Annotated in this window: 20 protein-coding genes; 8 read left to right on the top strand and 12 right to left on the bottom strand. The window is 61.4% G+C overall.

What is annotated here, in order from left to right; genetic code table 11:
- The first annotated feature begins 241 nt into the window (after positions 1-241).
- Together RHIBUN_RS0116255 and RHIBUN_RS0116265 are read left to right on the top strand one after the other, a co-directional pair.
- Positions 242-538, top strand: coding sequence for a hypothetical protein (locus RHIBUN_RS0116255; RefSeq protein WP_025660340.1), 297 nt, complete (start codon positions 242-244; stop codon positions 536-538).
- Between the two features lie 415 nt (positions 539-953).
- Positions 954-1,196, top strand: coding sequence for a DUF982 domain-containing protein (locus tag RHIBUN_RS0116265; protein ID WP_025660341.1), 243 nt, complete (start codon positions 954-956; stop codon positions 1,194-1,196).
- Between the two features lie 230 nt (positions 1,197-1,426).
- Here RHIBUN_RS0116265 and RHIBUN_RS0116270 read toward each other — a convergent pair whose 3' ends face one another.
- From RHIBUN_RS0116270 to RHIBUN_RS0116280, 3 genes are all read right to left on the bottom strand, one after another.
- Positions 1,427-2,575 carry an acyltransferase gene (locus RHIBUN_RS0116270; protein WP_025660342.1) on the bottom strand — a complete coding sequence of 383 codons (1,149 nt, stop codon included), beginning with the start codon at positions 2,573-2,575 and terminating at the stop codon, positions 1,427-1,429.
- 153 nt (positions 2,576-2,728) lie between these two features.
- Complete coding sequence (locus RHIBUN_RS0116275; RefSeq protein ID WP_018117007.1) at positions 2,729-2,986, bottom strand: hypothetical protein; 258 nt, start codon at positions 2,984-2,986, stop codon at positions 2,729-2,731.
- Positions 2,987-3,208: 222 nt separating this feature from the next.
- Positions 3,209-3,472 carry a BON domain-containing protein gene (locus tag RHIBUN_RS0116280; RefSeq protein WP_018858560.1) on the bottom strand — a complete coding sequence of 88 codons (264 nt, stop codon included), beginning with the start codon at positions 3,470-3,472 and terminating at the stop codon, positions 3,209-3,211.
- A 166-nt stretch (positions 3,473-3,638) separates the two neighbouring features.
- Here RHIBUN_RS0116280 and RHIBUN_RS0116285 point away from each other — a divergent pair, with 166 nt between their 5' ends.
- Both RHIBUN_RS0116285 and RHIBUN_RS0116290 read left to right on the top strand, forming a co-directional pair.
- Positions 3,639-3,902, top strand: coding sequence for a hypothetical protein (locus RHIBUN_RS0116285; RefSeq protein ID WP_018858561.1), 264 nt, complete (start codon positions 3,639-3,641; stop codon positions 3,900-3,902).
- Between the two features lie 96 nt (positions 3,903-3,998).
- The gene (locus RHIBUN_RS0116290; protein WP_025660343.1) at positions 3,999-6,059 is read left to right on the top strand and encodes an ATP-dependent helicase; all 2,061 of its coding nucleotides are present in this window, start codon (positions 3,999-4,001) and stop codon (positions 6,057-6,059) included.
- Here RHIBUN_RS0116290 and RHIBUN_RS0116295 read toward each other — a convergent pair.
- Together RHIBUN_RS0116295 and galE are read right to left on the bottom strand one after the other, a co-directional pair.
- The gene (locus RHIBUN_RS0116295) at positions 6,056-7,120 is read right to left on the bottom strand and encodes an enoyl-CoA hydratase/isomerase family protein (RefSeq protein WP_025660344.1); all 1,065 of its coding nucleotides are present in this window, start codon (positions 7,118-7,120) and stop codon (positions 6,056-6,058) included. The two genes, RHIBUN_RS0116290 and RHIBUN_RS0116295, sit on opposite strands and share 4 nt — an antisense overlap.
- Positions 7,121-7,252: 132 nt before the next feature.
- Positions 7,253-8,287 (bottom strand): UDP-glucose 4-epimerase GalE, encoded by a 1,035-nt coding sequence (gene galE, locus RHIBUN_RS0116300; protein WP_025660345.1) that lies wholly within the window; start codon positions 8,285-8,287, stop codon positions 7,253-7,255.
- A 624-nt stretch (positions 8,288-8,911) separates the two neighbouring features.
- Between galE and RHIBUN_RS0116310 the strand changes: the two genes are divergently transcribed.
- Both RHIBUN_RS0116310 and RHIBUN_RS0116315 read left to right on the top strand, forming a co-directional pair.
- Positions 8,912-9,355 (top strand): SRPBCC family protein, encoded by a 444-nt coding sequence (locus tag RHIBUN_RS0116310; RefSeq protein WP_025660346.1) that lies wholly within the window; start codon positions 8,912-8,914, stop codon positions 9,353-9,355.
- A 248-nt stretch (positions 9,356-9,603) separates the two neighbouring features.
- On the top strand, positions 9,604-10,143 hold the full coding sequence (locus RHIBUN_RS0116315) for an isochorismatase family protein (RefSeq protein ID WP_018116999.1): 540 nt from the start codon (positions 9,604-9,606) through the stop codon (positions 10,141-10,143).
- Between the two features lie 107 nt (positions 10,144-10,250).
- On the opposite strand, the gene RHIBUN_RS0116320 is transcribed toward RHIBUN_RS0116315, so the two are convergent.
- Together RHIBUN_RS0116320 and mscL are read right to left on the bottom strand one after the other, a co-directional pair.
- Positions 10,251-11,417, bottom strand: coding sequence for a pyridoxal phosphate-dependent aminotransferase (locus RHIBUN_RS0116320; protein WP_025660347.1), 1,167 nt, complete (start codon positions 11,415-11,417; stop codon positions 10,251-10,253).
- 124 nt (positions 11,418-11,541) lie between these two features.
- Positions 11,542-11,985, bottom strand: a complete 444-nt coding sequence (gene mscL / locus RHIBUN_RS0116325) for a large conductance mechanosensitive channel protein MscL (RefSeq protein WP_018116997.1) — start codon at positions 11,983-11,985, stop codon at positions 11,542-11,544.
- A 216-nt stretch (positions 11,986-12,201) separates the two neighbouring features.
- On the opposite strand from mscL, the gene RHIBUN_RS0116330 reads away from it, so the two are divergent.
- On the top strand, positions 12,202-15,705 hold the full coding sequence (locus RHIBUN_RS0116330) for a PAS domain-containing hybrid sensor histidine kinase/response regulator (RefSeq protein ID WP_025660348.1): 3,504 nt from the start codon (positions 12,202-12,204) through the stop codon (positions 15,703-15,705).
- Here RHIBUN_RS0116330 and RHIBUN_RS0116335 read toward each other — a convergent pair.
- On the bottom strand, positions 15,665-16,264 hold the full coding sequence (locus RHIBUN_RS0116335; protein WP_018858573.1) for a TetR/AcrR family transcriptional regulator: 600 nt from the start codon (positions 16,262-16,264) through the stop codon (positions 15,665-15,667). The genes RHIBUN_RS0116330 and RHIBUN_RS0116335 overlap by 41 nt on opposite strands.
- A gap of 133 nt (positions 16,265-16,397) precedes the next feature.
- Between RHIBUN_RS0116335 and RHIBUN_RS0116340 the strand changes: the two genes are divergently transcribed.
- A complete protein-coding gene (locus tag RHIBUN_RS0116340) occupies positions 16,398-17,597 on the top strand; it encodes an MFS transporter (protein WP_025660349.1) in 1,200 nt (399 codons plus the stop codon).
- 20 nt (positions 17,598-17,617) lie between these two features.
- Here RHIBUN_RS0116340 and RHIBUN_RS0116345 read toward each other — a convergent pair whose 3' ends face one another.
- The 4 genes from RHIBUN_RS0116345 to RHIBUN_RS0116360 form a co-directional block, all read right to left on the bottom strand.
- Positions 17,618-18,022, bottom strand: a complete 405-nt coding sequence (locus RHIBUN_RS0116345) for a GFA family protein (protein ID WP_018116993.1) — start codon at positions 18,020-18,022, stop codon at positions 17,618-17,620.
- A 78-nt stretch (positions 18,023-18,100) separates the two neighbouring features.
- Complete coding sequence (locus RHIBUN_RS0116350) at positions 18,101-18,316, bottom strand: hypothetical protein (RefSeq protein ID WP_018116992.1); 216 nt, start codon at positions 18,314-18,316, stop codon at positions 18,101-18,103.
- A gap of 308 nt (positions 18,317-18,624) precedes the next feature.
- Positions 18,625-22,458: a peptidoglycan-binding protein gene (locus RHIBUN_RS0116355; RefSeq protein ID WP_025660350.1), complete on the bottom strand. Its 3,834-nt coding sequence runs from the start codon at positions 22,456-22,458 to the stop codon at positions 18,625-18,627.
- Between the two features lie 318 nt (positions 22,459-22,776).
- The gene (locus tag RHIBUN_RS0116360) at positions 22,777-23,478 is read right to left on the bottom strand and encodes an SDR family NAD(P)-dependent oxidoreductase (RefSeq protein ID WP_018858576.1); all 702 of its coding nucleotides are present in this window, start codon (positions 23,476-23,478) and stop codon (positions 22,777-22,779) included.
- Between the last annotated feature and the right edge of the window lie 39 nt (positions 23,479-23,517).

Genomic DNA, 23,517 nt, shown 5'->3' on the forward strand with positions numbered 1-23,517 from the left:
TTAACGGCACTCCAGCCAGTAAAGCCTGCGTCGTTTTAAACGGCGGCGCGAAATCGTGTCACCCGCGGTTCATACCGTCGCGCTTGACGATGATCGCTCTATTGGCGCGTGGACCGTCGGCAACCTGTGACTCTCGGCTGCGAAAGAACGCCTCTCCCGCAAGTGCGCAGCCACCTAACGCCCTGAGATTTCAGTTGAATCGTGCTACGTGCGCTGCTCAATCGGCAACCAGGAGGCGTTCATGAAAAACATGGTTCTAGCGGCCGCGCTTTTGCTGTCGTCCGCATCCTTTGCCGGCGCGGTGACGCAGATCAATGCCCGTGAGCATACCTGCACTGAGATCACGCAGATCATTCGCCAGGAGAAAAAGCTTTTCGTGCGCGTCGGCATCGGTGGCCGGAGCTTCCGTTATCCGCCGGCCAAATGCGGCCCCGGCGACAAACGGGACACAACCAACCTGCAAGATGCCACGGGAAAACAGTGCATTCTCGACTACGCCTGCGTCTATGACCCGCAATCGCTTTATAATTTCCGATAGGACTCGCGGGAAAGCACTGCCAACTCATCGGCTCAAAGAAAATGCCCTGGTCCGGTCTCAGGCGTCGAAGTGCCAATCCTTTGTCGGACGGCACAGCGTATAGTCGGACTCATCGAGGTCTTGGATCATCTGCCTCAGCGTCCGGACGGTTTCCTCAAACGCTGCTAGCTTTGCATCGGTCACGTCTACGTTCGAGCCTTAGCCGATCTGCCGGCTAAAAAAGAGATAACCTCCCACGGCACTCAAAAGATCTGCGGTCTGGGGGACGGCGCCGGTGGATACCGAGATCAACCAGCATCCGGTTTTCCTGTTTGCGGGCTCCGAAAATATCGCTAAAATACACTCAGTACGGGCCTTCTGGGGGAACGCGAAGGCTGACTTGCACGTTTTGGCGTAAGCAACGGAGAATGCGCCTATGGCCAGCGAGAAGTGGAATAATCCTATTCATGTGGGGTTTGAAAATACGGGCGCACGCACGATCGTCGGCCCTATGGACGCGCTGAAATGCCTGGCAGACCTGTGGCCGAGCAGTCGCGGGTTGCATTATCTGAAGGCAAGAAGCACTTGCAGAGCCGCCCTTGATGGTCGAAAGACGGTCGAGGAGGCACGCGCGGAATTCGTAGCGGCCGCGGAAGAAGCCAAGCTGAAGGTCAACTGATCAGGCCTTAATCCGCCAATCGCCGGCAGATCGTCGACAACCTGTCCCGGAACAGGGCAATGGTTTATTTTTGTTTAACCCTCGGCAGCGCTTGCTGTTGGGAGCGCGATTAACCTCATTGCCATCAAGGCACGTCCCTCAATAGAAAGTGTGCAGCCATCATGATGATGGTCAGAGGCTCGTCACCCTCAGCGAAAGCAGACGAGCCTCGATTGCGATAAGCCGATGCGTCAGGCCGGCTTCAGGCGCCGTCTCCGGATTATTTCCAGAACCTTGCGCCCAAGCGTCTGGCCCGGCCCCTCGATGCGGGTGAAGCCGAGATATGCCAGCGCATAGGCCAATGGCAGCAGGGCGGCGACCACGATCGCAAAGCGCGCCCGCGCGGAAATCTCAGCCCCGAAATGCGTTATGACGAATGCTGCGAGCGGCTGGAGCAAAAGCAGGTGAATCAGATAGACGCCGAACGAGAGCTCGCCGAGCCAATGGCAGAAGTGATTTCCCATCAGCGATGAGACGCTATCGCCGAGCTTTCCGACCAGACCTGGCAACAAATGATAATGCACCAGCGCGAAGAAGCCGACGACCAGAAGCAGGCGGACGGCGACCTTCGTCGAGGTCATGTCGCCGCCGATCGGAATCATCACCAGCATGACGGCAAGCAGGCCATTCATGACGGTTTGCCGCGGCGTCACGAACAATCCGTTGGCGATCAGCATGCCGCACAGGAAGACATGCATCTTCAGCGGCAGGAACGACGGCATCGGAAAATCGATGTGTGCGGCCTGCACGGCCTTGGCGACAACGAAACCGCCAAGCGCAATCAGGGCGGCGCCGGGCAGCCATCTGGTTTTCCTCAAGAGCAGCATCGCCAGCGGAAAGACCGCATAGAACTGCATCTCCAAACCAAGACTCCAATCGGGCAGTGGTGTGCGGAACGCGTAGGCCGGGTGCAGTCCGAAGAGGAAACTTGCGTGCATGAGAAGGTTGCGCAGGCTACCGTCCAGATAGCGCTCCGGCAATTGCGGACCGTGGGATAGGAAGGTGTCAATGACCATGCGGCTCTCATAGAGCTGCGGCCCCAGCAACAGGGCGATGCACAGCATCACGTAGTAGAGTGGCGCAATTCGGAAAAAGCGCTTCAGCCAGAAACCAAACCAGGTGGATGGCTTTTCCCAGGGGTTGGCGGTCTCGCGTAACCGATAGTGAAAGACCATCAGAAAGCCGGACAGCATAACGAAAAGGTCGACGCCCAAATCTGGCGACGACAGGATCGGAAGGTGCCAACCTGTCAATTGCAGGCTGTGACCTAGGAGGACCCAGAGTGCGGCCAGTCCGCGCAGCCCGTCGAGGCATCCGATCCGCTTGCTCTCAATGATCATAGGGTATCCTTCTGGTTGAGGCTCAGCTTCGCGGAAGCTAACGCAATGTGCTGCAGTGCACAACTCACAACCAGAAAAGTTGATCGGCCCCCGGTTTGGGGAGCGCGATCTTCCTACCTATTTCATCGGATTCCGAGACGGACGAGCAAACGATCAGCAGCGACCGTCGCTCTGCACCTCGAGGTAACCGACGCCGATAATGGTGCCGTCAAAAGACCGGATGAAGGATGGCACATAATGCGTCGTCGGCGCGGTGCAGGACACCGAACCGGTATATTCGTTCATCGCCATCTCGTCCTGCGGCAGGGCGGAATAGTCGCTCGTAATCTCGAGTGAAGCCGAAGCTGGCGTGATGAAAGTCCCTAATGCCAGCGCAAAAGCCGGCGCTCCCAGTCGAAGAAGTCTTCGCATGCCCTTCTCCCGTGTTTTGATTACAAGCATTAACTAATGAAACACGCTTTTAGTTCCAGTGTCGCCGCTACTACTTTCGCACAGTTAATTCTTCGTATTTTCGGTCGAGCTAAATTGTATTATTTTATATGAAGATAGGCGGATATTTCCGGGTGCGCAGCAACATGCCGTATGCGTGCGTCAAAACTGATGAACTTACAGTATTACATGTGGGTAGGCTGGCTAACGCCGCAGCATCCGGCTGCGGACATAACCCTTCCCGACCACGTCTTCGGCAATCTCGACCGCCCGCTCGACATGGCCTTTCTGCCGGACGAATCCTTCCAGGACGACATAGAGCCCCAGGATCGAGACGACGATTTCGCTACTATCGACGTCATAGGCGGCACTGAGAGCGCTTTCGACCGAGGCGCGTGTTGACGCGAGGCTGTGGCCCTGCCCGCAAGCACCACCGTGACCTTCCGTCGTCTGAAATCGAAGCACCATCATCGCCTCCAAATGGCAAAGTCTGTTACAGGGTAACGCCGGAGGGGGTTTTAGTTGCGCCGCACCAATCTATACTCGAAAGAATCTCGGGGAGCCCAGCCCACGCTACTTGGCGCCCTGATCTGAGGTGCCATATATACCATAGGTTTAGTTAAGGGTTACCGCGATGAAGGTTCTGCTTCCGACGTTTCTATCGCTCGTCATACTATCGGGCTGCACGACGGACAGCTCCACCGAGGTTCAGCCCATTCCGGGGAGCATCACCTATGGCGGGCAACCGCGCACGAAACTGACCAAATCGCCGCCCGGCAGTGTCATCTACAATTCCTTCTACGACTCCCGCGGCCAGAGGGTTAAGGAAACCTATATCCTCCAGCCGGATCGCACGCTGAAACTGACGAGGCGCGTCATCGTGCCCGATTTCCCCTGATGCGCTCACGCTTGACAGCCGCAGCGTTCGAGAACATTCAAGGAACGTCGAATATTTCCGCGGTGCGATTCTCCGCCGAAGCAACCGGACGGCTGAATGTATCTTGAAAAGCTCAATCCCCAGCAGCGAGCGGCCGTTGAATACGGCACGCTCACTGACGGCACCCACGTTGCCGGTCCCTTGCTCGTCATCGCCGGCGCCGGCTCGGGCAAGACGAACACGCTCGCGCATCGCGTTGCGCACCTGATCGTCAAAGGCGCCGATCCTCGCCGGATCCTGCTGATGACATTTTCCCGGCGTGCGGCCGCCGAGATGGCGCGTCGTGTCGAGCGTATCTGTGTCCAGGTGCTCGGCGGCAATTCCGGCATCATGGCGGACGCGCTTGCCTGGAGCGGAACCTTTCACGGCATCGGGGCACGGCTGTTGCGCGATTATGCGGTACAGATCGGCATCGACCCCGCCTTTACGATCCATGACCGGGAAGACAGCGCCGATCTGATGAACCTCATCCGGCACGAGCTCGGCTTCTCGAAGATGGAGAACCGATTTCCGACAAAGGGCACCTGCCTTGCGATCTATTCGCGCGTGGTCAATTCGGAAAGCGAACTCGGCCTCGTTCTGCGCGACGCGTTCCCCTGGTGCTCGTCCTGGGAAAACCAGTTGCGAGACCTCTTCGGCGCCTATGTCGAGGCCAAGCAGAGCCAGAACATTCTCGATTATGACGATCTGCTCCTCTACTGGGCACAGATGGTCAGCGAACCGATCATCGCCGACGATATCGGCAGCCGCTTCGACCACGTGCTTGTCGACGAATACCAGGATACGAACCGGCTGCAGGCCACGATCCTGCTCGCATTGAAGCCTGGCGGACAAGGCTTAACCGTCGTCGGCGACGATGCGCAGTCGATCTATTCCTTTCGCGCGGCCACCGTGCGCAACATTCTCGACTTTCCGGCCGCGTTCAGCCCCTCGGCAAACATCATCACGCTCGATCGCAACTACCGCTCGACGCAGCCAATCCTCGCGGCGGCGAATGCCGTCATCGATCTCGCCTCGGAGCGCTTCACCAAGAACCTCTGGACAGAGCGCCAATCGGCCCAGCGTCCAAGGCTCGTCACCGTGCGCGACGAGGCCGACCAGGCGCGATACGTGGCGGACAAGGTGTTGGAGAACCGCGAAGAAGGCGTGAAGCTCAAGCAGCAGTCGGTGCTTTTCCGTGCCTCGCATCACAGCGGAGCGCTGGAGGTCGAGCTGACACGGCGCAACATTCCGTTCGTGAAATTCGGCGGATTGAAATTCCTCGACAGCGCGCATGTGAAGGACATGCTGGCCGCCCTGCGCTTTGCTCAGAACCCGCGCGACCGCGTCGCCGGCTTCCGGTTGATGCAACTGCTCCCGGGTGTCGGGCCCTCGACGGCGCAGCGCGTCATCGACCAGATGGCCGCGGATGCAAGCCCGATGCAGGCCCTTGCCGACCTGCCGGCCCCTCCCCGCTCCGGCGAGGATTGGACGGCCTTCATTGCGATGCTCCAGGAAGTGAAGACAGGCAAGGCCGGCTGGCCGGCAGAAATCGGCCTCGTCCGCGAATGGTATTCGCCGCATCTCGAACGCCTGCACGAGGACGCCTCGACCCGCCAGGCCGACCTTCTGCAACTCGAGCAGATCGCCAGCGGCTATCCTTCCCGCGAGCGTTTCCTGACGGAGTTGACGCTCGACCCGCCGGATGCGACCAGCGACCAGGCCGGTGTGCCGCTGCTCGACGAGGATTATCTGATCCTCTCCACGATCCATTCCGCCAAGGGCCAGGAATGGACACGGGTATTCATGCTGAACGTCGTCGACGGCTGCATCCCGTCCGACCTCGCGGTCGGCACCAGCGCCGAGATCGAGGAGGAACGGCGACTGCTCTACGTCGCGATGACCCGCGCCAAGGACAATCTCGACCTCGTCGTGCCGCAACGCTTCTTCACGCACGGCCAGAACGCGCAGGGCGACCGGCACGTCTATGCGTCGCGCACGCGCTTCATTCCGGCAACCTTGCTGCAGTTCTTCGAGGTGGTCGGCTGGCCACAATCCAGAGCCGATGGCGGCGCGTCGCATCAGGCCCGACAGGTGCGCGTCGATGTCGGCGCACGCATGCGCGGGATGTGGCGCTAGAGCGCCAGCGGCGGCTCCGCGGGCCGGAAGAAGGCATCGATGGCCGCCTGGTCGACCGCCTCCGATGTCGCCGGCATCCACTGCGGATTGCGATCCTTGTCGATAATGGCGGCGCGGATGCCCTCGTAGAAATCCGGGCTTTTCAATATCTGCTGGCAGGCGCCGAGTTCGCGGTTCAGGCATTCGGCAAGGTTCCTGCTTTGCCTTCCCTGGCGCAGCAGACGAAGCGCAAGTTTCAGGCTGGTCGGGGAGCGGGTTCGGATGATCCGCAGCGTTTCGGCGGCAAAATCGCCGGGCTCCTTCCCAAGCGCATCGATGACTTCCTCGACGGTGCCGAAATGAAAGCAACGTTCGATCAGGTCGCGGTTGCTTTTGACGGCGCTCGTCCCCGGATCGCTGGAGAGATTCTTCAGCACCACCTCGACGTCACGGGGCGCCGCGTTTCGCGGCAGTTCCGCCAGCGTATCGACGATGTCAGGCAGCCGGAAGGAAGCGATATGGCAATCGGCCAGTCCGGCATAAATGATATCGGCCGCGTCGACTGTCAGTCCCGTCAGCCCCATCCAGGTGCCGGCCTCGCCCGGCGCGCGTGGCAGCAGCCAGGTCGCCCCGACATCCGGAAAATAGCCGATGCCCGTTTCCGGCATGGCAAGCTTGGTTCGTTCCGTTACGACGCGGTGGCGGCCGTGCGATGACAGGCCGACGCCGCCCCCCATGGTGATGCCGTCCATCAGCGCCACATAGGGCTTTGGGTAGGTCGCGATCCGATGGTTCAAGCGAAACTCTTCGCGCCAGAAGGTCATTGCCAGATCGGTGCCGGCGCGGCCGCTCTCGTGCAGTGCGCGAATGTCGCCGCCGGCGCAGAAGCCGCGCTCCCCCTCGCCTGATACGATCACCATGGCGATGCTGGCGTCTGCCGCGAAATCGTCCATTGCAGCGGCAAAGGCGCGGACCATATCGAGTGTCAGGCTGTTCAGCGCACGCGGTCGATTGAGGCGGATGATGCCGGCCGAGCCCCGCCGTTCGACAATCACCTCACTCTGGTGAACCTCGTCCCGCATGCTGACCTCCTCGCTCCGTTGCACCTTCGGGTCGCCATCCGGCGTCAAGCGAACCGGTGCGATCAACCGTCATGCCACCTTAGCGCACTCGACGGCATAGTCGATGGCTGAGCCTGGGATTGATTTCGCTTCTCAGAACGAGGCGGCGGCGAGCGCTCGATGGAGGCTTTGTAGATCGTCGACGTTGCGATCCATCAGGAACTGTTCCCAGTCGAGCGCGCTTTGAACGATTGTCTCCAATGAATCGTGTGTCGGCTTCCAATCCAGAACGCGTTGGGCAAGGCTTGAGTCCGCAACAACGCTTGCGGCATCGCCCGGACGCCTCGGCGCCATGTGAATCTTGAAGGAGTGTCCGTGCAGGCAGTTGACCATATTGAGCACGTCGAGCACCGAATACCCGGCGCCGTAGCCGCAATTGGCAACCAGCGAGCCGCTCCCACGGCGTAGATGCTGCAGCGCCTTCAAGTGAACCGCGGTGAGGTCGCTGACATGGATGTAATCGCGCACGCCGGTACCGTCATGAGTCGGGTAATCGATGCCGTAGACATGAACACCGGTGCGTTTGCCGAGTGCCGCCTCGCAGGCGACCTTGATCAGGTGAGTGGCGCCTGATGTCGATTGACCGCTGCGCCCCAACGGGTCGGCGCCGGCGACGTTGAAGTAGCGCAGCGCGACATAGGCAAAATCGTAGGCTGCCGCCGCGTCCCGCAGCATGAATTCCGTCATCAGCTTGGACTGGCCGTAAGGATTCTCGGGATTGAGCGGCGCGGTCTCCTTGACCGGCTCGGACGTCTTCTGCGGCCCGTAGACGGCGGCGGTGGAGGAAAAGACGAAATGGCGGATGTTGGCATTGATCGAAGCGCTCAACAGCGCCCGCGTCTTGCCGGAATTGTTGTCGTAATAGGCAAGCGGATCGGCGACGGATGCAGGCACGATCGCGGAGCCGGCAAAATGAATAATGGCGTCGACGTCGTTTTCGATGAAGATCGTCTTCAGAAGCTGGGCATCGGCGACATCGCCGAGATAGAAGCGCGCACGCGGAGAGACCGCCCAGCGAAAGCCGGTCGAAAGATTGTCCAGGACAACGACGTCTTCGCCCGCATCCAGCAATGTCCAGACCATGTGGCTGCCGATGTAGCCCGCGCCACCCGTGACCAAAATTGCCATATCCCGCATCCCCACTTCATTCACGCGGGGGCATCTGACGCTGCTTTCCTTTCAGAATTTCCTATCGAAAGCGCTCTGCGGGGCTTCCTCGCCGGTAAGTTTGATGGCGTGGTTAGAGGCCGATTTCGGGCTCCGCTACAATTTTATTGATGTACCATTTCGAGGGCTCTTTTCTGCGGCAGCTCACCAGGTCCAGACTTTCAATGCCGCCGAAGGAATTTGGTAAGATCTTCCCACAGGATCACTATACCAATGACGAACAGCCCGCCGGGCACCAGGTAATACAGGGTCCTGACGGGATAAACGGTGAAATACAGCAGGTACAGGACGCCATAGATTCCGGAGATGACGAGCACCGTTCCCAATAAGAGAGAAATTATCTTCCTCACCACGGTCCCACTCTCCCCGCTAAACCTCTAAGGGAATTGCTACACCAAACATGCCCAAGCTGTATAGCTGGCACGCCAACCGTAAAGACAACTGGACTGGCAGGAGCAACAATGTCAGCCCTACTGGACACGGAACCGACATAGGCTGAGAGCGAATATTTTCAATCCATTGTCGGACTGACAAAGATAGGTTCGTCCTCGGGCATTCCCATGCTGCATTCAAAGGAGGATCATCATGCTCAACACGATACATCTTCACCGCGTTCTGGCGGCCAGCCCTGAGAAAGTCTATCGCGCATTCCTGGAGGCGGATGCGCTGGCCAAATGGCTTCCGCCAAATGGGTTTACGTGCACAGTGCATCATCTGGAGCCGACTGTCGGCGGAACACACAGGATGTCCTTCCGGAACTTTACGACTGGAAATAGCCACTCCTTTGGTGGCAGCTATCTGGAATTGGTTCCGAACGAGAAGCTCCGTTACACGGACAAGTTCGACGACCCGAACCTTCCCGGTGAGATGGAGGTCACGGTGACCTTGAAGAAGGTCTCCGTCGGCACCGAACTGAATGTTGTCCAGGCGGGCGTACCGGACGTTATTCCCCCGGAGGCATGCTATCTCGGTTGGCAGGAATCGCTGCGCAATCTGGCAAAGCTCGTCGAGCCCGAAATCAACGATTGAGCCTCGAAAGCTGCTTGATAATAGGACGACTTTTTGGTCAACCAGGCAATCCAAAACGAAAGTGGAGCTTGGCGGCTGAAGCCGCCTGGCTTCATTGGGCTATCGCCGACGCTGGCCCCCTTCTCAGCATCCGACCGGGCGGCCGGGCGCTTTCCCGCCGAGCGCGTTGTCGTTGTCGGCCCTTTGCGGTTCTCTCACCCCATGCTAGGTGATTGGTCGGGGCACCGAGCATACTAGGAATCAGTAAAATGACGGCGGCACTTGTCATTATCGATATGCAGATGACGATGCAGCATCGCCTGGATGCTGGACGAGACCACGTCAATTCCAACGCTCCTGAAAGGATCGCCGCCATTGTCACGGCCTTCCGCCACGCGGGGCAACCGGTAATCCACATAAGACACAGGGATGATGACCCGGCATCGCCGCTGCATCCGGATGCGCCGGGCTATCCGGCGATGCCTTGCGCTGAAGCAATCGCGAATGAGCCGGTATTCGTGAAGACCACGTCGTCGGGCTTCGCCTCAACGGAATTGGCACGATACCTTCATGAAAAGGGTATCACGAGCCTTATCGTAACAGGTGCGGTCGCCGGATTTTGTGTCAACTCTACGGTGCGCGCCGGGGCAGACCTTGGCTTTAGAATGACGGTCATTCGGGATGCCGTCCTGGGTTTTGACCTACCTTCCGAAAACCTGTCGGCGCGCGTCATTTTTGATGTCACGATGGCCCACCTCAAGGCAGACTTCGCGGAAGTTGTCGACAGCGCCTCCTTGATCGCCGCCTAGCGCGAGTCCGCGCCAGCGGCTAATCTGCTCTGTCGGCCTGTCTGAGTACGCGGCGGGGCGTTGGCTACGCGCTCACGCAAAAGCCGGGTCGAGCCGGCTCCACACTCCTAGAGCTTGAGGATATAGTCGCAGAGCCTGTCGGCCGCCACCTGGATCTGGGCCGGGTCGCGCAGGAAGCAGGCGCGCAGAAAGAGCTCGCCGCCAGCGCCGAACGCCGCGCCCGGTGCCAACCCGACACCCGTCTTGTCGACGATGTCGATCGCTGCCTTGCGGCTGTCGGTCACGCCGTCGATCTTGAGGAATGCATAGAGGGCGCCGTCCGGCTTCAGCGTCTCGACGCGGTTCGTTGCAATCAGCGCGTCGCACAGGATGTCGCGGGAGCGTCTGGCCTTGTCGATGTTCGACTGCACGAAGCTGTCGCCCTCATTCAGGGCCGCGGCCGCGCCGCGCTGCATGAACTGCGCCACGCCCGAGGTCGAATACTGGATGAGGTTCTCGAGCACCTGGCCGGTTTGCGGCGGGGCAACGATCCAGCCGACACGCCAGCCGGTCATCGACCAGTTTTTGGAGAAGGAGTTGACGAACATCACCTTGTCGTCGGGCTCCATCACATCGAGGAAGGACGGCGCGCGACCGCCGGCAAAGTAATAGCGCGCGTAGATCTCGTCGGCCATGATCCAGAGATCGTGCTTGCGCGCGAGCGCCAGGATGGCTGCGAGATCATCCTTGGTTGCAGTCCAGCCGGTCGGATTGGACGGCGTGTTGATGAACAGCCCCCTGGTCTTCGGGGTGATGGCCGCCGCGATACGGTCGAGATCGACCGCCCACTTGCCGCCCTCGAAGGTCAGTTGGACGCCGACCGACCGGGCGCCGGCAATTTCCAGGGCGGCGGCGATGTTCGGCCAGGCGGGCGCCAGATAGACGAGCTCGTCGCCCGGCGAGGTCAGCGCCTGCACGGCGATCTGGATCGCCTGCATGCCGGAACCGGTGACATAGAAATGCTCGACCGGCAGGGAGACGTCGAAATGTCTGGCATAGTAGTCGGAAAGCGCCTGACGCAGCTCCGGGATGCCGCGCTGATAGGTATAAAAGGTCTCGCCACCCGACAGCGCTTCGATCGCCGCCTTGTTGATGAAATCCGGCGTCGACAGATCTCCCTCGCCGACCCAAAGCGGCAGGAGGCCGTCACGGCCACGGGCATAGTTGACAACTTCGACGATCCCGCTTTCTGGCGCCAAGAGGGCGCGCGGGCTAAGACTACTGACTATCGACATGCATCACTCCGGTTTGCGCTCATATAAAGCAAATAAGGCGGCAAATCCCATGACATTCGGTGATGCGATATCGATTTTCGTGATGGATGAGCCCCGCGCCCGTCGGCGAAGGCTCATAATCTCATCAGACGGCCGGACGCTTGGCCAGCAGGTCGCGAATTTCCGTCAGCAGCGCCACATCGGCCGGCGGCGCGGCCGCCTCGTCCTTGGCCTCCTTGATCTTCATCTGCTTGTCCACCTGCTTCTGGAGCGTATTCACGCCCTTGACCATCAGGAAGATGATCCATGCGAGAATCAGGAAGTTGATCAAAACCGTGATGAAGCTGCCATAGGCCAGGACCGCGCCCTGCTGGCGGGCTGCGGTCAGTGTCGGCGCGTTCACGTTGGCAGAGAGGCCGATGAAATAGTTGGAAAAGTCGAAGCCGCCGAAAATGGCACCGACGATCGGCATGATGATATCGTCCACCAGCGACCTGACGATCCCCCCGAAAGCGCCGCCGATGATAACACCGACAGCAAGGTCCATGACATTGCCGCGGGCGATAAATGCTTTAAACTCATTGAGCATCCGATCCGTCTCCCTCTGATGCAGTCGCACTGACAGGTCATTGTTTTTATTAGCTACATGTTCGATGCAATTATTCAATTGCCAATTACAAATTATTGGACCTGCGTGCGGTCTTTGACTTAAGACCTATACACCCCCTGATGTTCAACGACGCCAAATTCCCGTAATCTGCAACTGTCCGGGAGAACCGGTGCGTGGTGCATCGGTGGAGGTTCAATGCTGCCAGGCTGGGTCATACTTGCATCTGCCTTCGGCTATCTGCTACTGCTCTTTGCGGTCGCGAGCCATGGCGACCGCAGGCGTCGGATGTTCGGAACGCCCGTTGGCGGCCGCCCCGCGGTCTATGCACTCAGCCTCGCGATCTACTGCACCTCCTGGACGTATTTCGGTGGTGTCGGACTGGCATCGCAACGCGGGCTGGAATTCCTCGGCATCTATATCGGCCCGATCCTCGTCTTCACGCTCGGGATGCCGGTGCTGCGGCGGATCATCGAGCTCGCCAAGGCCGAGAAGCTGACATCCGTCGCCGATTTCATCTCCGCGCGCTATGGCAAGAATCCGGCGGTCGCGACAATCGTGGCATTGATCTCCCTCGTCGGCGCCATCCCCTATATCGCCCTGCAGCTCAAATCGGTGTCGAGCACCGTGACGGCCATGCTCAACCCGTCGGATTACGGCATCGGCAGCGGCAACCTCTATTTTCTCGACCTGCCACTGCTCGTAACGCTAGTGCTCGCCTGCTTCGCGATCATGTTCGGCACGCGCCACACGGATGCGACCGAGCACCAGGACGGGTTGATCCTTGCCGTCGCCATGGAGTCGGTGGTCAAGCTGTTTGCCTTCCTCACCGCCGGCGTCTGCGTGGTCTGGTTCCTTTTCGACGGTCCATCCGATCTCTGGCAGAAGGCCAGCGAAAACCAGCTCGTGCTCTCGGCCCTGAACTACCAGACACCGATCAGCCGCTGGATCACGCTGACGCTGTTGTCCGCGTTTGCGATCATCATGCTGCCGCGACAATTCCACGTCACCGTTGTCGAGAACAGGACCACCCGGGAGCTTCGGCTGGCCGGCTTCCTCTTCCCTCTCTATCTCGTTGCCATCAATCTCTTCGTGCTGCCGGTGGCGATCGGTGGCCTGCTGACGTTTGGCGGCAGCGGCAATGCCGATCTCTACGTGCTTTCGCTACCGCTTAACGGGCAGATGCCCTTTGTCTCGCTGATTACCTTCATCGGCGGCTTTTCCGCCGCCACCGCCATGGTGATCGTCGCTTCGGTGGCGCTGTCGATCATGGTGTCGAACGACATCATCATGCCGATCTTCCTGCACCGGAAGCTCGTCGACCGCTCGGGTCAGCGCAGCGATTTCGCCAAGACGCTGCTCAACATAAGGCGCAGCGCGATCTTCGCCGTACTGCTGCTCGGCTACGCCTATTATCGTTCAACCGACAGCACGACGGGGCTGGCCTCGATCGGCCTCCTCTCCTTCGCCGCGATTGCGCAGATGGCCCCTTCCTTGTTCGGTGGCCTTGTTTGGCGGCGAGCCAATGCGCGCGGTGCCATTCTTGGGCTGACGTCGGGCTTCGTGATCTGGGTCTACCTGCTGTTCCTGCCTTCGCTTGGCGGACCGGACTATTCGGGTGTCGCAAGCGCAGTCCTCGGTTTCATCTTTCCCGGCACGACGATCTTTTCGGCACCCGATGCCGATCCGCTGGTCAATGCCACGGTCATGAGCCTGCTCGTCAACACCGCCTTCTTCGTCGTCGGATCGGTGACCCGCAATGCGCGGCCGCTCGAACGCATCCAGGCCGGCATCTTCGTCAAGCGGCAGTCCCGCTCGCAGTTTGCCACGCGCGGCTGGAAGACCCGCATCAGTATCGCCGATCTCAAGGCGACGGTCTCGCGTTATCTCGGCGAGGAGCGCATGGAGCGTTCGTTCCAGACCTACCAGCAGAATTCGGGCCGCAAGCTGGAGGACGACCAACCAGCCGACATGGCGCTCATTCATTTTACGGAACAGCTGCTCGGCAGCGCCATCGGCTCTTCCTCCGCTCGACTTGTGCTGTCGCTGATCCTTCAGAAAGTGGAGGACGCCTCGGCCGACACCGCCTGGCTGCTCGACCAGGCGAGCGAGGCCCTGCAATATAACCAGGACATGCTGCAGACGGCGCTGTCTCAGATGGACCAGGGCATCGCTGTCTTCGACAGCTCGAACAACCTGACGATCTGGAACCGCCGTTTCCGGCAGTTGCTGGACCTTCCGGAGAATACCGGACAGGTGGGCTTCCCGCTCGCCGACATCGTGGCGATCCTCAGCCAGCGCGGCGATGTGCCAGCCGGCGACGTCAACCAGACCGTCCGGCACTTCCTGACGCTGGACAAACCCTTCGCGCTGGTGCTCGGCGGCGGCGAACGCATCATCGAAGTGCGCTCCAACGCGATGCCGGACAAGGGCATCGTCGCAACCTTTACCGACATCACCCAACGCGTCGCCGCCGACCGAGCGCTCAAGCAGGCGAACGAAACGCTGGAACAGCGCGTTGCCGAGCGGACGGCGGAACTGACCCGTGTCAATCGCGAACTCGGCGAAGCGAGAGCCGCCGCTGACGAAGCCAACCTAGGAAAGACACGCTTCTTCGCCGCTGCCGGGCACGACATCCTGCAGCCGCTCAATGCGGCCCGGCTCTATTCCTCGGCGCTTGTCGAGCGCATGGGAAAGTCCGAAAGCAGTGCGATCGTTCGCAACATCGATTCCGCGCTGGAATCGGTCGAAACCATCCTTGGCGCGGTTCTCGATATTTCGCGGCTGGACACCGGGGCGATGCGGCCGCGCCTCGCCTCCGTGCCACTTTCCGACCTGCTGGAGCGGATCCAAACGGACTTCGAGCCGATCGCCCGTGAGAAAAACCTGAAGCTGGTGGTGATGCCAACCTCGCTTCGGGTCCGCTCCGATCCCAACCTGCTTCGCCGCCTCGTGCAGAATCTTGTTTCCAACGCGATCAAATACACGATCGACGGAAAGGTGCTGGTTGGTGCGCGTCGGCGCGGACATCAGGTCGTCATCCAGGTGATGGATTCCGGGATCGGCATTCCGCCTTCGAAGTTCCGGACGGTCTTCAAGGAATTCGCCCGTCTCGACGAAGGCGCCAGGACGGCTTCCGGACTGGGCCTCGGCCTCTCAATCGTCGATCGCATCGCGCGTGTCCTCAATCACCCGGTGGAACTCCACTCGACACACGGCAAGGGCACGGATTTCCGCATCGTCATGCCGCGCGACGCGTCGCGACTACTCGAGCGCTTGGGCGCAGCCCAGCCGGTGGAGCATTCGGCGCAGAGCCTGCAGGGATTGAAGGTCCTCTGCGTCGACAATGAGCCGCATATTCTGGAAGGCATGCAGCTGCTGATCAGCGGCTGGGGCTGCGAGGTGCGATGCCTGGGTTCGCTGGCCGATGTCGGCGCGCTCGATACACGCCAGCCGCCGCCGGATCTCGTGATCGCGGACTATCACCTCGGCGACGGCACCGGCGTTTCCGCCATCCTGACGCTCAGGGAGCGTTTCATGGCGTTCATTCCGGCGCTGATCGTCACGGCCGACCGCACGCCGGAGGTCCGCGCCGAAGTCGAGCGGCACGGCATTGGGCTCCAACACAAACCGGTGCGCCCGGCAGCGTTGAGGGCCTACATTACGCAGATTTCCGCTCAGAAGCGGGCGGCGGCGGAGTGACCGCCGCATCCTTCGCCATCACGCCGGACACGAGGCCGCGCACACGCTCGGCGGTTGGCTCGTCGCCGAAAAGTATGCGGTAGATGATCGGCGCGACGACCTGATCCATCACGCTATCGACCAGCGGAAAGCTCTCGCCGCGCGCGAGCGCCCGATCGCTCAGCAGCTCCACCTGCTCGCGGGTGAAGGCGCAGCACTTGGCGGCATTGGCATTGTCCTGCGCGGCCAGCACGTCGCGGATAATCTCGCGCCCAACGCCGGAGGACATCTCCTCGGCATACTGTTCCGCCCAGGCTTCAAGATCGCTTCGGCCGCTGCCGGTGTCGATCGGCTGCATGTCCGGGCGCAGGCGCTCGACGGCGACGTCGGCCAGCAATTCCTGCAGGTCGCCCCAGCGACGGTAGATGGTCGACGGGGTAACGCCGGCCTTTGTTGCAATCAGCGGGATTGTCACGTCTGCCCGGTCCATGTCGGCCAGCAGTTCGCGGACTGCCTGATGCACTGAAGCCTGCACCCTGGCGCTGCGGCCGCCCGGCCGGGGATTTTCTTTTGCTGCCATTTCTAACGTCCTGTTTCCTGCGCCGGCGCATGGTTCAACATCTTTGATCGAGCTGTTAACGCAAATTATTTGCTTTTAGTGGCAGGTCGACCTACATGGCTAACGCAACAAATTAGCTTTAAGAGGCTTATATATGTTCGGCGCCGCCAAATCCACACCGACCTCCCGTAATCCGATCCCCTTCCATGCAATTACGCTGGCAACCTTCTTCGGCGCTTCCGCAGCGCCGACGCCGCTCTATCGAATCTATCAGGAAAGCTTTGCGGTCTCGCCGGTGCTGATCACCGTGATCTTCGCGGTTTATGCCTTCGCGCTCCTGACTGCACTGCTGATAGCGGGCTCGATCTCCGACCACCTCGGCCGCAAGCCGGTGATCTTCACCGCCCTGATGTTGGAGATCGTCGCCATGGCGTTGTTCGTCGTGGCAAGTGGCCCAGACTGGCTGATCGCGGCGCGGATCGTGCAAGGCCTGGCAACCGGAATTGCCGGCGCCTCGATTGGGGCAGCATTGGTCGACGTCGACCGGGCGAAGGGCCAGATCGTCAACTCCATCGCACCGCTGTCAGGCATGGCGGTCGGTGCAGTCGGCACGAGCGCCCTGATCCAGTATGGTCCCTTCCCGCTCCACCTCGTCTATGCCATCCTGCTCGCGGCTTTCGCCGGGCAAGCCGGCGCCATCTGGGCGACCCGGGAGACTGGCGGCCGTCGGCCGGGTTTCTGGAACTCGTTGAAGCCGACAATTTCGATTCCGCCGCAGGTCAAACGGCCGCTCGCCTTGGTGACGCCGATCAACATCGCCAATTGGACGCTTGGCGGCTTCTACCTCTCGCTGGTTCCGTCACTGGTCGCCAGCACGACGGGCAGCCGGGCGCCGCTCACGGGCGGGTTGATCGTGACGGCGCTGATGGTGTCGGGGGCGGTTGTGGTCTATCTCAGGCGCGCCAAGTCCGGCGCGGCCAATCTCGGCTTCGGCACGGCGGCGACCACGCTTGGAATTCTGACTGTTGTCGCCGGCGTCCACCTCGGCAACGTGCCGCTGCTGCTCGTCGGCACCTTCTTTACCGGCGCCGGATTCGGCACAAACTTCCTCGGGTCGATCGGCACGATCATGCCGCTCGCCAAGGCCGACGAGCGCGCCGGCCTGTTGTCGGCCTTCTATATCCAGAGCTATCTGGCGTTTAGCCTTCCGGCCATTCTCGCCGGCTTCCTCGCCAAGTCTCTCGGCTACCAGCTGACCACCGATCTCTACGCAACGGCGATCATTCTGGTAACCGGCGCCGGGCTTTTCGGCCTGCGCGCCGAGCGCAGCAGGGCTGCCAGGCTGCCTGCCTGAGACTAGAACCCTGAAAGGGCCTAGAGGTAACTCGTCACCGCCGGCTCATTCCACCAGTTGTCGTGGCGCCCATCCATGTAGCGGATGGGCAGCGCGGCGAGCTCCTCCGGCGTTATGTCGTCGAGGCAGGCGATATTGATCGAAACGTAGTCGCCGCCGATCTCGGGAATATGGCCATGCCCGTAGGCATGCAGGCCGCAGATCCGGCAGAAGCGGTGATGGCCGCTCATCGATGCGAACTGGTAGTCGCCCGCCGCTGTCTCCTCGCACAGCAGGCGGAAATCCTCAGGCTTGACGATCGCGCCCCAATAGCGCCGCTTGCCGCAGACCGAGCAATTGCAGCGACCGGTGCCGGCCTGGAGATCGGCATCGACCTCATAGCGGATTTTGCCGCAATGGCAGCTGCCCGTGTAGGTTCTCTTCATGGGGTTCCTCCTCCGCCCTTTGCAACGGCCGGAGTCGCCGAGTTCAGTCGATGGCCACCGCGTCCAGGCAAGACAAAATCAGGCTTCCTGCCCCGCCTGCAGTCTATTGGAATTGATCGAGGCTGCATGCGCTTCAAGAATGGCGGCGGCGATAACTTTCTGAAGCTCGTATACCAGCGTACGCGACCGCTTGCGATCCAGATCTTGCGCCGCCTTCGCAAGATTCAATCCCTCGTTCAGGACAATATGATGAGCTCGCGTCAGCGCCCAACTCTCAATATCCAGACCTATCATTCGGAATCTCCGCCAAGTCATTCAGCATCAAAGATATTCACGAATCACGATACGCAGAGCACTTACGCAGCAAGAAGAATCATAGTTGCAATATTTTGCAAATAGCATTTGCCAAAGAAATACACGTCGAATGCGAAATTACTCCGCCTGAGCCACGATAAAATACAATCGTGCCATTCGCGGGTCGATCAACTGCATCAAGGCCTGTGCTCATAGGTATTCCGCGAAGCTTGCACGGACCTGCACGCCAAGCGCGCATACGTGCCGATCTCTCATGCGCGGCCTGGGAGATCGGGGCGAACGTTTGGTCAGACCTTGGTGGCAGGACCCTTGTTGCGCGCCAGCAGGGCCTTCACCGTATCGTCGTTGATCTTCCCGCTCGGCTCCTGGCCGATCGATTTCTGGAAGTTCTTGATCGCCGCAACCGTCTTCGCGCCCATCTCGCCGTCCGGCTGGCCAGCGTCGAAGCCGTTGTTGTTGAGGATCGCCTGGATGTTGCGGATCGCCTTCTTCATATCGACGGTCGAGGTCTTGGTGGCATTGCCGACCCACTCGTCGGGAAGGTCCACGCCATTCGCCTTGCTGTCGAGCGGCACGGCCTTCCACTGGTCAACCTTGGCACGCGCCTTCTCAAGCTGGTCCGGCTTCATGGCTTTCGCAACTTCCTCGCGCTTCTGTGCCGCGTCCTTGTCACCGCCCTTGGCGGCAATCGCAAACCACTTGTAGGACTCGGTTAGATCCTGCGTGATCCCATTGCCGCGGGCACAGAGGATCGCCAGGTTGAACTGGCTGTCGGTGATGCCGAGGTCAGCTGCCTTGACGAACCAGTCCGCGGCTGCCTTGTAATCCTGCTGGCCGAGCGCGCCGGAGGCATAGAGCACGGCGAGATTGTGCATCGCGCTGGCGTTGCCGCGGTTTGCCGCCTGCTCGTAATACTGCTTCGCCTTGGCGATGTCGCGGTCGACACCTGTGCCCTTCTCGTAGATGTTTCCGAGGCGATACTCCGCCGGGCCGAAGCCCTTGTCGGCGGCGAGCTGATACCAGCTTATCGCTTCCTTCGGATCGGCGGCGACGCCGGCCCGGCCTTCGCTGTAGCGGGCGCCGATTTCAAACAGCGCCAGCGGATCGCCGCTCCTGGCGGCATCCGCGAGCGACTTCGGCTGTACCGTGTCGGGAATGGCAATGCCGGCTGTTTCCGCCACCGGAGCGGCAGGCGTCGTCGCCATGCCGGCAGCAGCCGGCGTCGTTTCCTTGGCAACGAAACCGGAGGCGTCCTGGGGAGCGCCGGAGGGCGCGAGCGGGGCAACCGCGTCGCCGGTCAGCGGTGCGGCGGCCGTCAGATGGTCGGGTGCTGCCGGCGCCGGTGCCGTATCGCTGCTCGCAAGCGGCGCGGCCAGTGCGTCCAAGGCCGGGGCTTCAGTGGCCGGAACCTCCGGAGCGGCTACCACGGCCTGGTCGGGCGCCGTCTCGCTGTCCACCGGCAGGGCATTGCTGGATGAATCGGTCAGCACCGCCACTTCGGCGGACGGCGCCGGCTGGCCGGTCGTCAGCGTGCGGGCAAGCGGGAACGCCATGATGGCCAGCAATACGGCACCGACGGCCAGCAGGATCGGACGGCGGAAGCGCGAGAAGGCGCTCCCCTTCACCGCATCCTTGTCCTTTGCCTTCCTGTCGGCCTTGGCTGGCTGTGGCTTGGCGCTCGGCTCTGTCTCCATCGCAGCAGCCTGCGCGGCGCGGCGGGCTGCGGCGATGTAGTCCGCGCGCTCGTTTTCCGTTGCCGGCTTCGCATTCACGCGGGCGGCGTTCTGGCTGGCGCGCACGCGCTCTAGGATCTTCTTGACGTCAGGCGCGCCGGAGCCGGGCTCCAGTGGCTCATTGGCAGCTTCCGGCGGCATCACATCGACCGGATCGATGGAAGGAGCCGGGTCGATGAGCGTGCGTTCAGCGGTGGCGGCCTCGACCTTGGCCTTCTTGCCGGGCAGCAGGCGCTTGCCGAGGCCAGCAAGCAGGCTACCCTTGGAGGGAGCTGCGGATGATACGGGCTTCATTGCCGCTTCGATCGCGACCACACTGGTGTCGGTCATCGCCATGACCGGTAGGGCGGGCGCTTCGTCGGCGACCTCGGGCTGACTGCTTGCCGAGGCGCGGGTTCCGAAAACCACCGGCTTCTGTGCTTCCTCGGCGCCGGCCTGCATCATCGTAAAAGTATCGACGGCAAAATCGACATCGGCCGCCGGCATTCTCGCTGCCGGCCTTGCGACCGCGCGGTCTTCCATGGTGTCCAGTCGCTCGGCGATCTGGACCAGCGTTTCGTGCAGGGCCTGGAAGGTCTTGTGCGTGCGCTCTTCGCTGCTGCGGCTCAGGTCTTCGAGCTGACGCAAGTCTTCGGCAAGCGCATGGAGCGCCGACATATCCGCCGCAGCCGGCGCGCCACCTTGCAGGGCACCGTTTCTTGCATAGGCTTCGACCACCGCTTCCGCCGCCTGGCGGGCAGCCTCGATGATGTATTCGTCGCTGGTCGCCATGTAGTCTTCGATCGCGCCCATGCGGCGGTCGAATTCCGCCGGCAGTTCGGCAGCCGGCCGCGGCTCGCTCATAAGCGCCGAAAGGTTTGCGATCTGGTCCTCGAGGTTGCGTAGCGCATGCGTATCAGCCGCCGGTGCCGCGGTGCTTTCCTCCAGGCGTGCGACGATATCGCCGAGCCGCCCTTCGATGCGCCTGATAGCACTGTCGTCCACGGAAGCAACGACGGGCTGAAGCGGCTGGAAGTCCATCTCGTCGATGCGGCGCGCGAGATAGTCGAGGCGCTGCGCAAGCGCATCGTTGACCGAGCCGACTTCGAGTGCGTCGATCTTGCGCGAGATATCTGCGAGTGCGCCGGTCAGTTCCGGCTGTGGCGCAGCCTTGTGGCTCCGCTCGAGCAGGTAGGACAGATGCTCCAGGCGCTCGTCGAGGCGCGAGGTCGCCTCGGCGTTGGCGAGTTCCTCGACGCGCAACGTCAGGGTTTCCAACCGATCCGCCAGGGCATCGGTCGGGGCCGCGCGGCTCGCGACGCTATGACCCATTAGATCGATCTGCTCGCCCAGGGCGTTCAGGCGGCCTTCGAGACGATGCATCATGGCCGGATCGCCGCTGGCGGCAGCGCGGCCGGTTGCCGCGATAGCACGGCTGATTTCGTCGAGACGGCTATCCATTGCCGCAAACTGCTCGGCCATCGCCCGATCGTGCGGCTGGATCATGCTGCCGAACTGCTCCATCGCCGTGGCGATGGAAATAAGCTTGTCCTCCAGTGCGCGAACGGCCGGGCTTTCCCCCATGCCGCCGATATGGCGCTTGATATCGTCGAGCCGGTAGGCAAGCGCCACAAGCTCCTCCTGCAGGCCGGCGGTGTCGAGCGCATGCAGCTGGTTCTCGACGCCGTCCCAGCGGGTCTCCATGTGGCGAATGGAATCCTCGCGGGCGAGCCCGTCCATCAACGAGCGGAGCTCTTCGAACTCGCCACGCAGCCCTTGCGCCTCAGGCGCGCTGGAGCGGCTGGCAAGCTGATCGATGCTGCTTGCGAGGCGGGTCATATCGGCACGGATGTCATCGGCGAACCGGTTGTCTTCCGCGCCGACCTTGATGCTGCGGATCTCTTCTCGCAATGCGTTCATTTCGCGCGTCACGCCATCGGAGATGTCACGCTTCAGGTCCTGGCGAAGATTGACGAGCGCTTGCGCGATCTCGGTCATCGTGTCTTCCGCCGGACGATAGGCCGGCTGTGCCGAGGCCGGTTGCGGAGCGGCGGGACGCGGCGCGCGTTCGGCAACAGGGAGCGGCGCACGCGACGGAGCTGGCTGCTCGCGCGTGTAGGCGGCGGGTTCGCGCGCAGCAGGACGTTCCCGGCTTGCTTCCAGGATGCGCTGGCGCTGGCGAATTTCTGCGAAAGGATCCGGCCGCGCCTCGGCGGCATGGGGTGCGCGGGCGGCGTAAGGATCAGAGTAGACGTCGCGCTCCGGCGCCGGAGCGCGTTGGCGCTGGTCGCGAGCACCCGCACCCATCAGACCCTCGATCCTCGCCTCCAGGCCTTCGATGGTGCGGTTCAGCGCATCGAGCGAAGCCCTGTCGGAATGCCGTGGGGAATTTGATCGCGATCCGTTCATCTTCTTGCTCGCTTCATCTGTCCGAACCCTCGTCAGGGCCGATCATTGGCTTCCGTCACCGCCGCATCGGAATGCGGGCGTGAGCACCGTTCATGAAGGGATAATCAATTAGACTTTCCTCAACCTGTACGGCGTAGCGGCATTCCCACGAAACGCGAGACTGAAAAAAGGAATGCAAGTCGCCAATGCTCAAACAGCACCTTTCACGAAACGTGGTAAATAACCCGTTAACCGACGTGAGATTTTTTTAACTTTTCAGGATTTTCAGCACTATGCGTGCTGAAATCGGCCAGTCCCCTGAAAGGCTCAAGACGGCGATCAGAACGATTCCGTCCATGGCCGAACCTCGATTTCCTGTGACCAGGCGCTTCGGTGCTGCAGTAAGACATCGATGTAGGTCTGCGCGATGGCATCCGGGTCGAGCGTCGCATCCGGCTTGGCCGGGTCTTCCCGGCGCACCTCCGATCGGATTCCGCCATCGATGATGAAATGGGCGACGTGAATTCCCTTCGGCCCCAATTCACGGGCAGCGCTCTGGGCAAGGCCGCGAAGGGCGAACTTGCCCATGGCAAACGCGGCCGACTGGGCATATCCCTTCACGCTCGCCGTCGCCCCGGTAAACAGGATCGCTCCGCGCCCTTGGGGGATCATGCGCCTTGCAGCCTGCTGGCAAACGAGAAAGCCGCCATAGGCGCTGACCGCAATTGCCTGTTCGACCGCTGCCGGATCGAGTTCGGTCAACGGTCCGCGCAGGCGCCCGCTGGCGTTATAGACTACAACCTCCGGATCCCCGATTTCCGCCGCGACCTCGTCGAAAAGGGCGGCGACGGACGCCGGCTGGGCGGCATCCGCCGCAAACATCAGCGCGCCGGTTTCGCCAGCGAGTTTGCTCAGCTTGTCGGTGTTGCGCGCCGCCAGCGCGACCCTGACGCCGCGCCCGGTCAGTTGACGCGCAAGCGACGCGCTGAGGCCCGGGCCTGCACCGACGATGAGAGCGGAACTGTAAGGAAACTCGGTCATAGCTGTCCTCCGGTCGTTGTCGACGAAACCTGCGGCGCA

The sequence above is a fragment of the Rhizobium sp. IBUN genome (genome assembly GCF_000510625.1).
In the GTDB taxonomy this organism is placed as follows: Bacteria; Pseudomonadota; Alphaproteobacteria; order Rhizobiales; family Rhizobiaceae; genus Rhizobium; species Rhizobium altiplani.

Bases quoted from the DNA above. Each gene is read 5' to 3' on its own strand.
- RHIBUN_RS0116285 (WP_018858561.1), top strand. From the start codon at position 3,639: ATGAAGGTTCTGCTTCCGACGTTTCTATCGCTCGTCATACTATCGGGC.
- RHIBUN_RS0116355 (WP_025660350.1), bottom strand. From the start codon at position 22,458: ATGAACGGATCGCGATCAAATTCCCCACGGCATTCCGACAGGGCTTCG.
- RHIBUN_RS0116320 (WP_025660347.1), bottom strand. From the start codon at position 11,417: ATGTCGATAGTCAGTAGTCTTAGCCCGCGCGCCCTCTTGGCGCCAGAA.
- RHIBUN_RS0116340 (WP_025660349.1), top strand. From the start codon at position 16,398: ATGTTCGGCGCCGCCAAATCCACACCGACCTCCCGTAATCCGATCCCC.
- galE (WP_025660345.1), bottom strand. From the start codon at position 8,287: ATGGCAATTTTGGTCACGGGTGGCGCGGGCTACATCGGCAGCCACATG.
- RHIBUN_RS0116345 (WP_018116993.1), bottom strand. From the start codon at position 18,022: ATGAAGAGAACCTACACGGGCAGCTGCCATTGCGGCAAAATCCGCTAT.
- RHIBUN_RS0116290 (WP_025660343.1), top strand. From the start codon at position 3,999: ATGTATCTTGAAAAGCTCAATCCCCAGCAGCGAGCGGCCGTTGAATAC.
- RHIBUN_RS0116330 (WP_025660348.1), top strand. From the start codon at position 12,202: ATGCTGCCAGGCTGGGTCATACTTGCATCTGCCTTCGGCTATCTGCTA.
- mscL (WP_018116997.1), bottom strand. From the start codon at position 11,985: ATGCTCAATGAGTTTAAAGCATTTATCGCCCGCGGCAATGTCATGGAC.
- RHIBUN_RS0116270 (WP_025660342.1), bottom strand. From the start codon at position 2,575: ATGATCATTGAGAGCAAGCGGATCGGATGCCTCGACGGGCTGCGCGGA.
- RHIBUN_RS0116280 (WP_018858560.1), bottom strand. From the start codon at position 3,472: ATGGTGCTTCGATTTCAGACGACGGAAGGTCACGGTGGTGCTTGCGGG.
- RHIBUN_RS0116255 (WP_025660340.1), top strand. From the start codon at position 242: ATGAAAAACATGGTTCTAGCGGCCGCGCTTTTGCTGTCGTCCGCATCC.
- RHIBUN_RS0116350 (WP_018116992.1), bottom strand. From the start codon at position 18,316: ATGATAGGTCTGGATATTGAGAGTTGGGCGCTGACGCGAGCTCATCAT.
- RHIBUN_RS0116310 (WP_025660346.1), top strand. From the start codon at position 8,912: ATGCTCAACACGATACATCTTCACCGCGTTCTGGCGGCCAGCCCTGAG.
- RHIBUN_RS0116335 (WP_018858573.1), bottom strand. From the start codon at position 16,264: ATGGCAGCAAAAGAAAATCCCCGGCCGGGCGGCCGCAGCGCCAGGGTG.
- RHIBUN_RS0116315 (WP_018116999.1), top strand. From the start codon at position 9,604: ATGACGGCGGCACTTGTCATTATCGATATGCAGATGACGATGCAGCAT.
- RHIBUN_RS0116295 (WP_025660344.1), bottom strand. From the start codon at position 7,120: ATGCGGGACGAGGTTCACCAGAGTGAGGTGATTGTCGAACGGCGGGGC.
- RHIBUN_RS0116360 (WP_018858576.1), bottom strand. From the start codon at position 23,478: ATGACCGAGTTTCCTTACAGTTCCGCTCTCATCGTCGGTGCAGGCCCG.
- RHIBUN_RS0116265 (WP_025660341.1), top strand. From the start codon at position 954: ATGGCCAGCGAGAAGTGGAATAATCCTATTCATGTGGGGTTTGAAAAT.
- RHIBUN_RS0116275 (WP_018117007.1), bottom strand. From the start codon at position 2,986: ATGCGAAGACTTCTTCGACTGGGAGCGCCGGCTTTTGCGCTGGCATTA.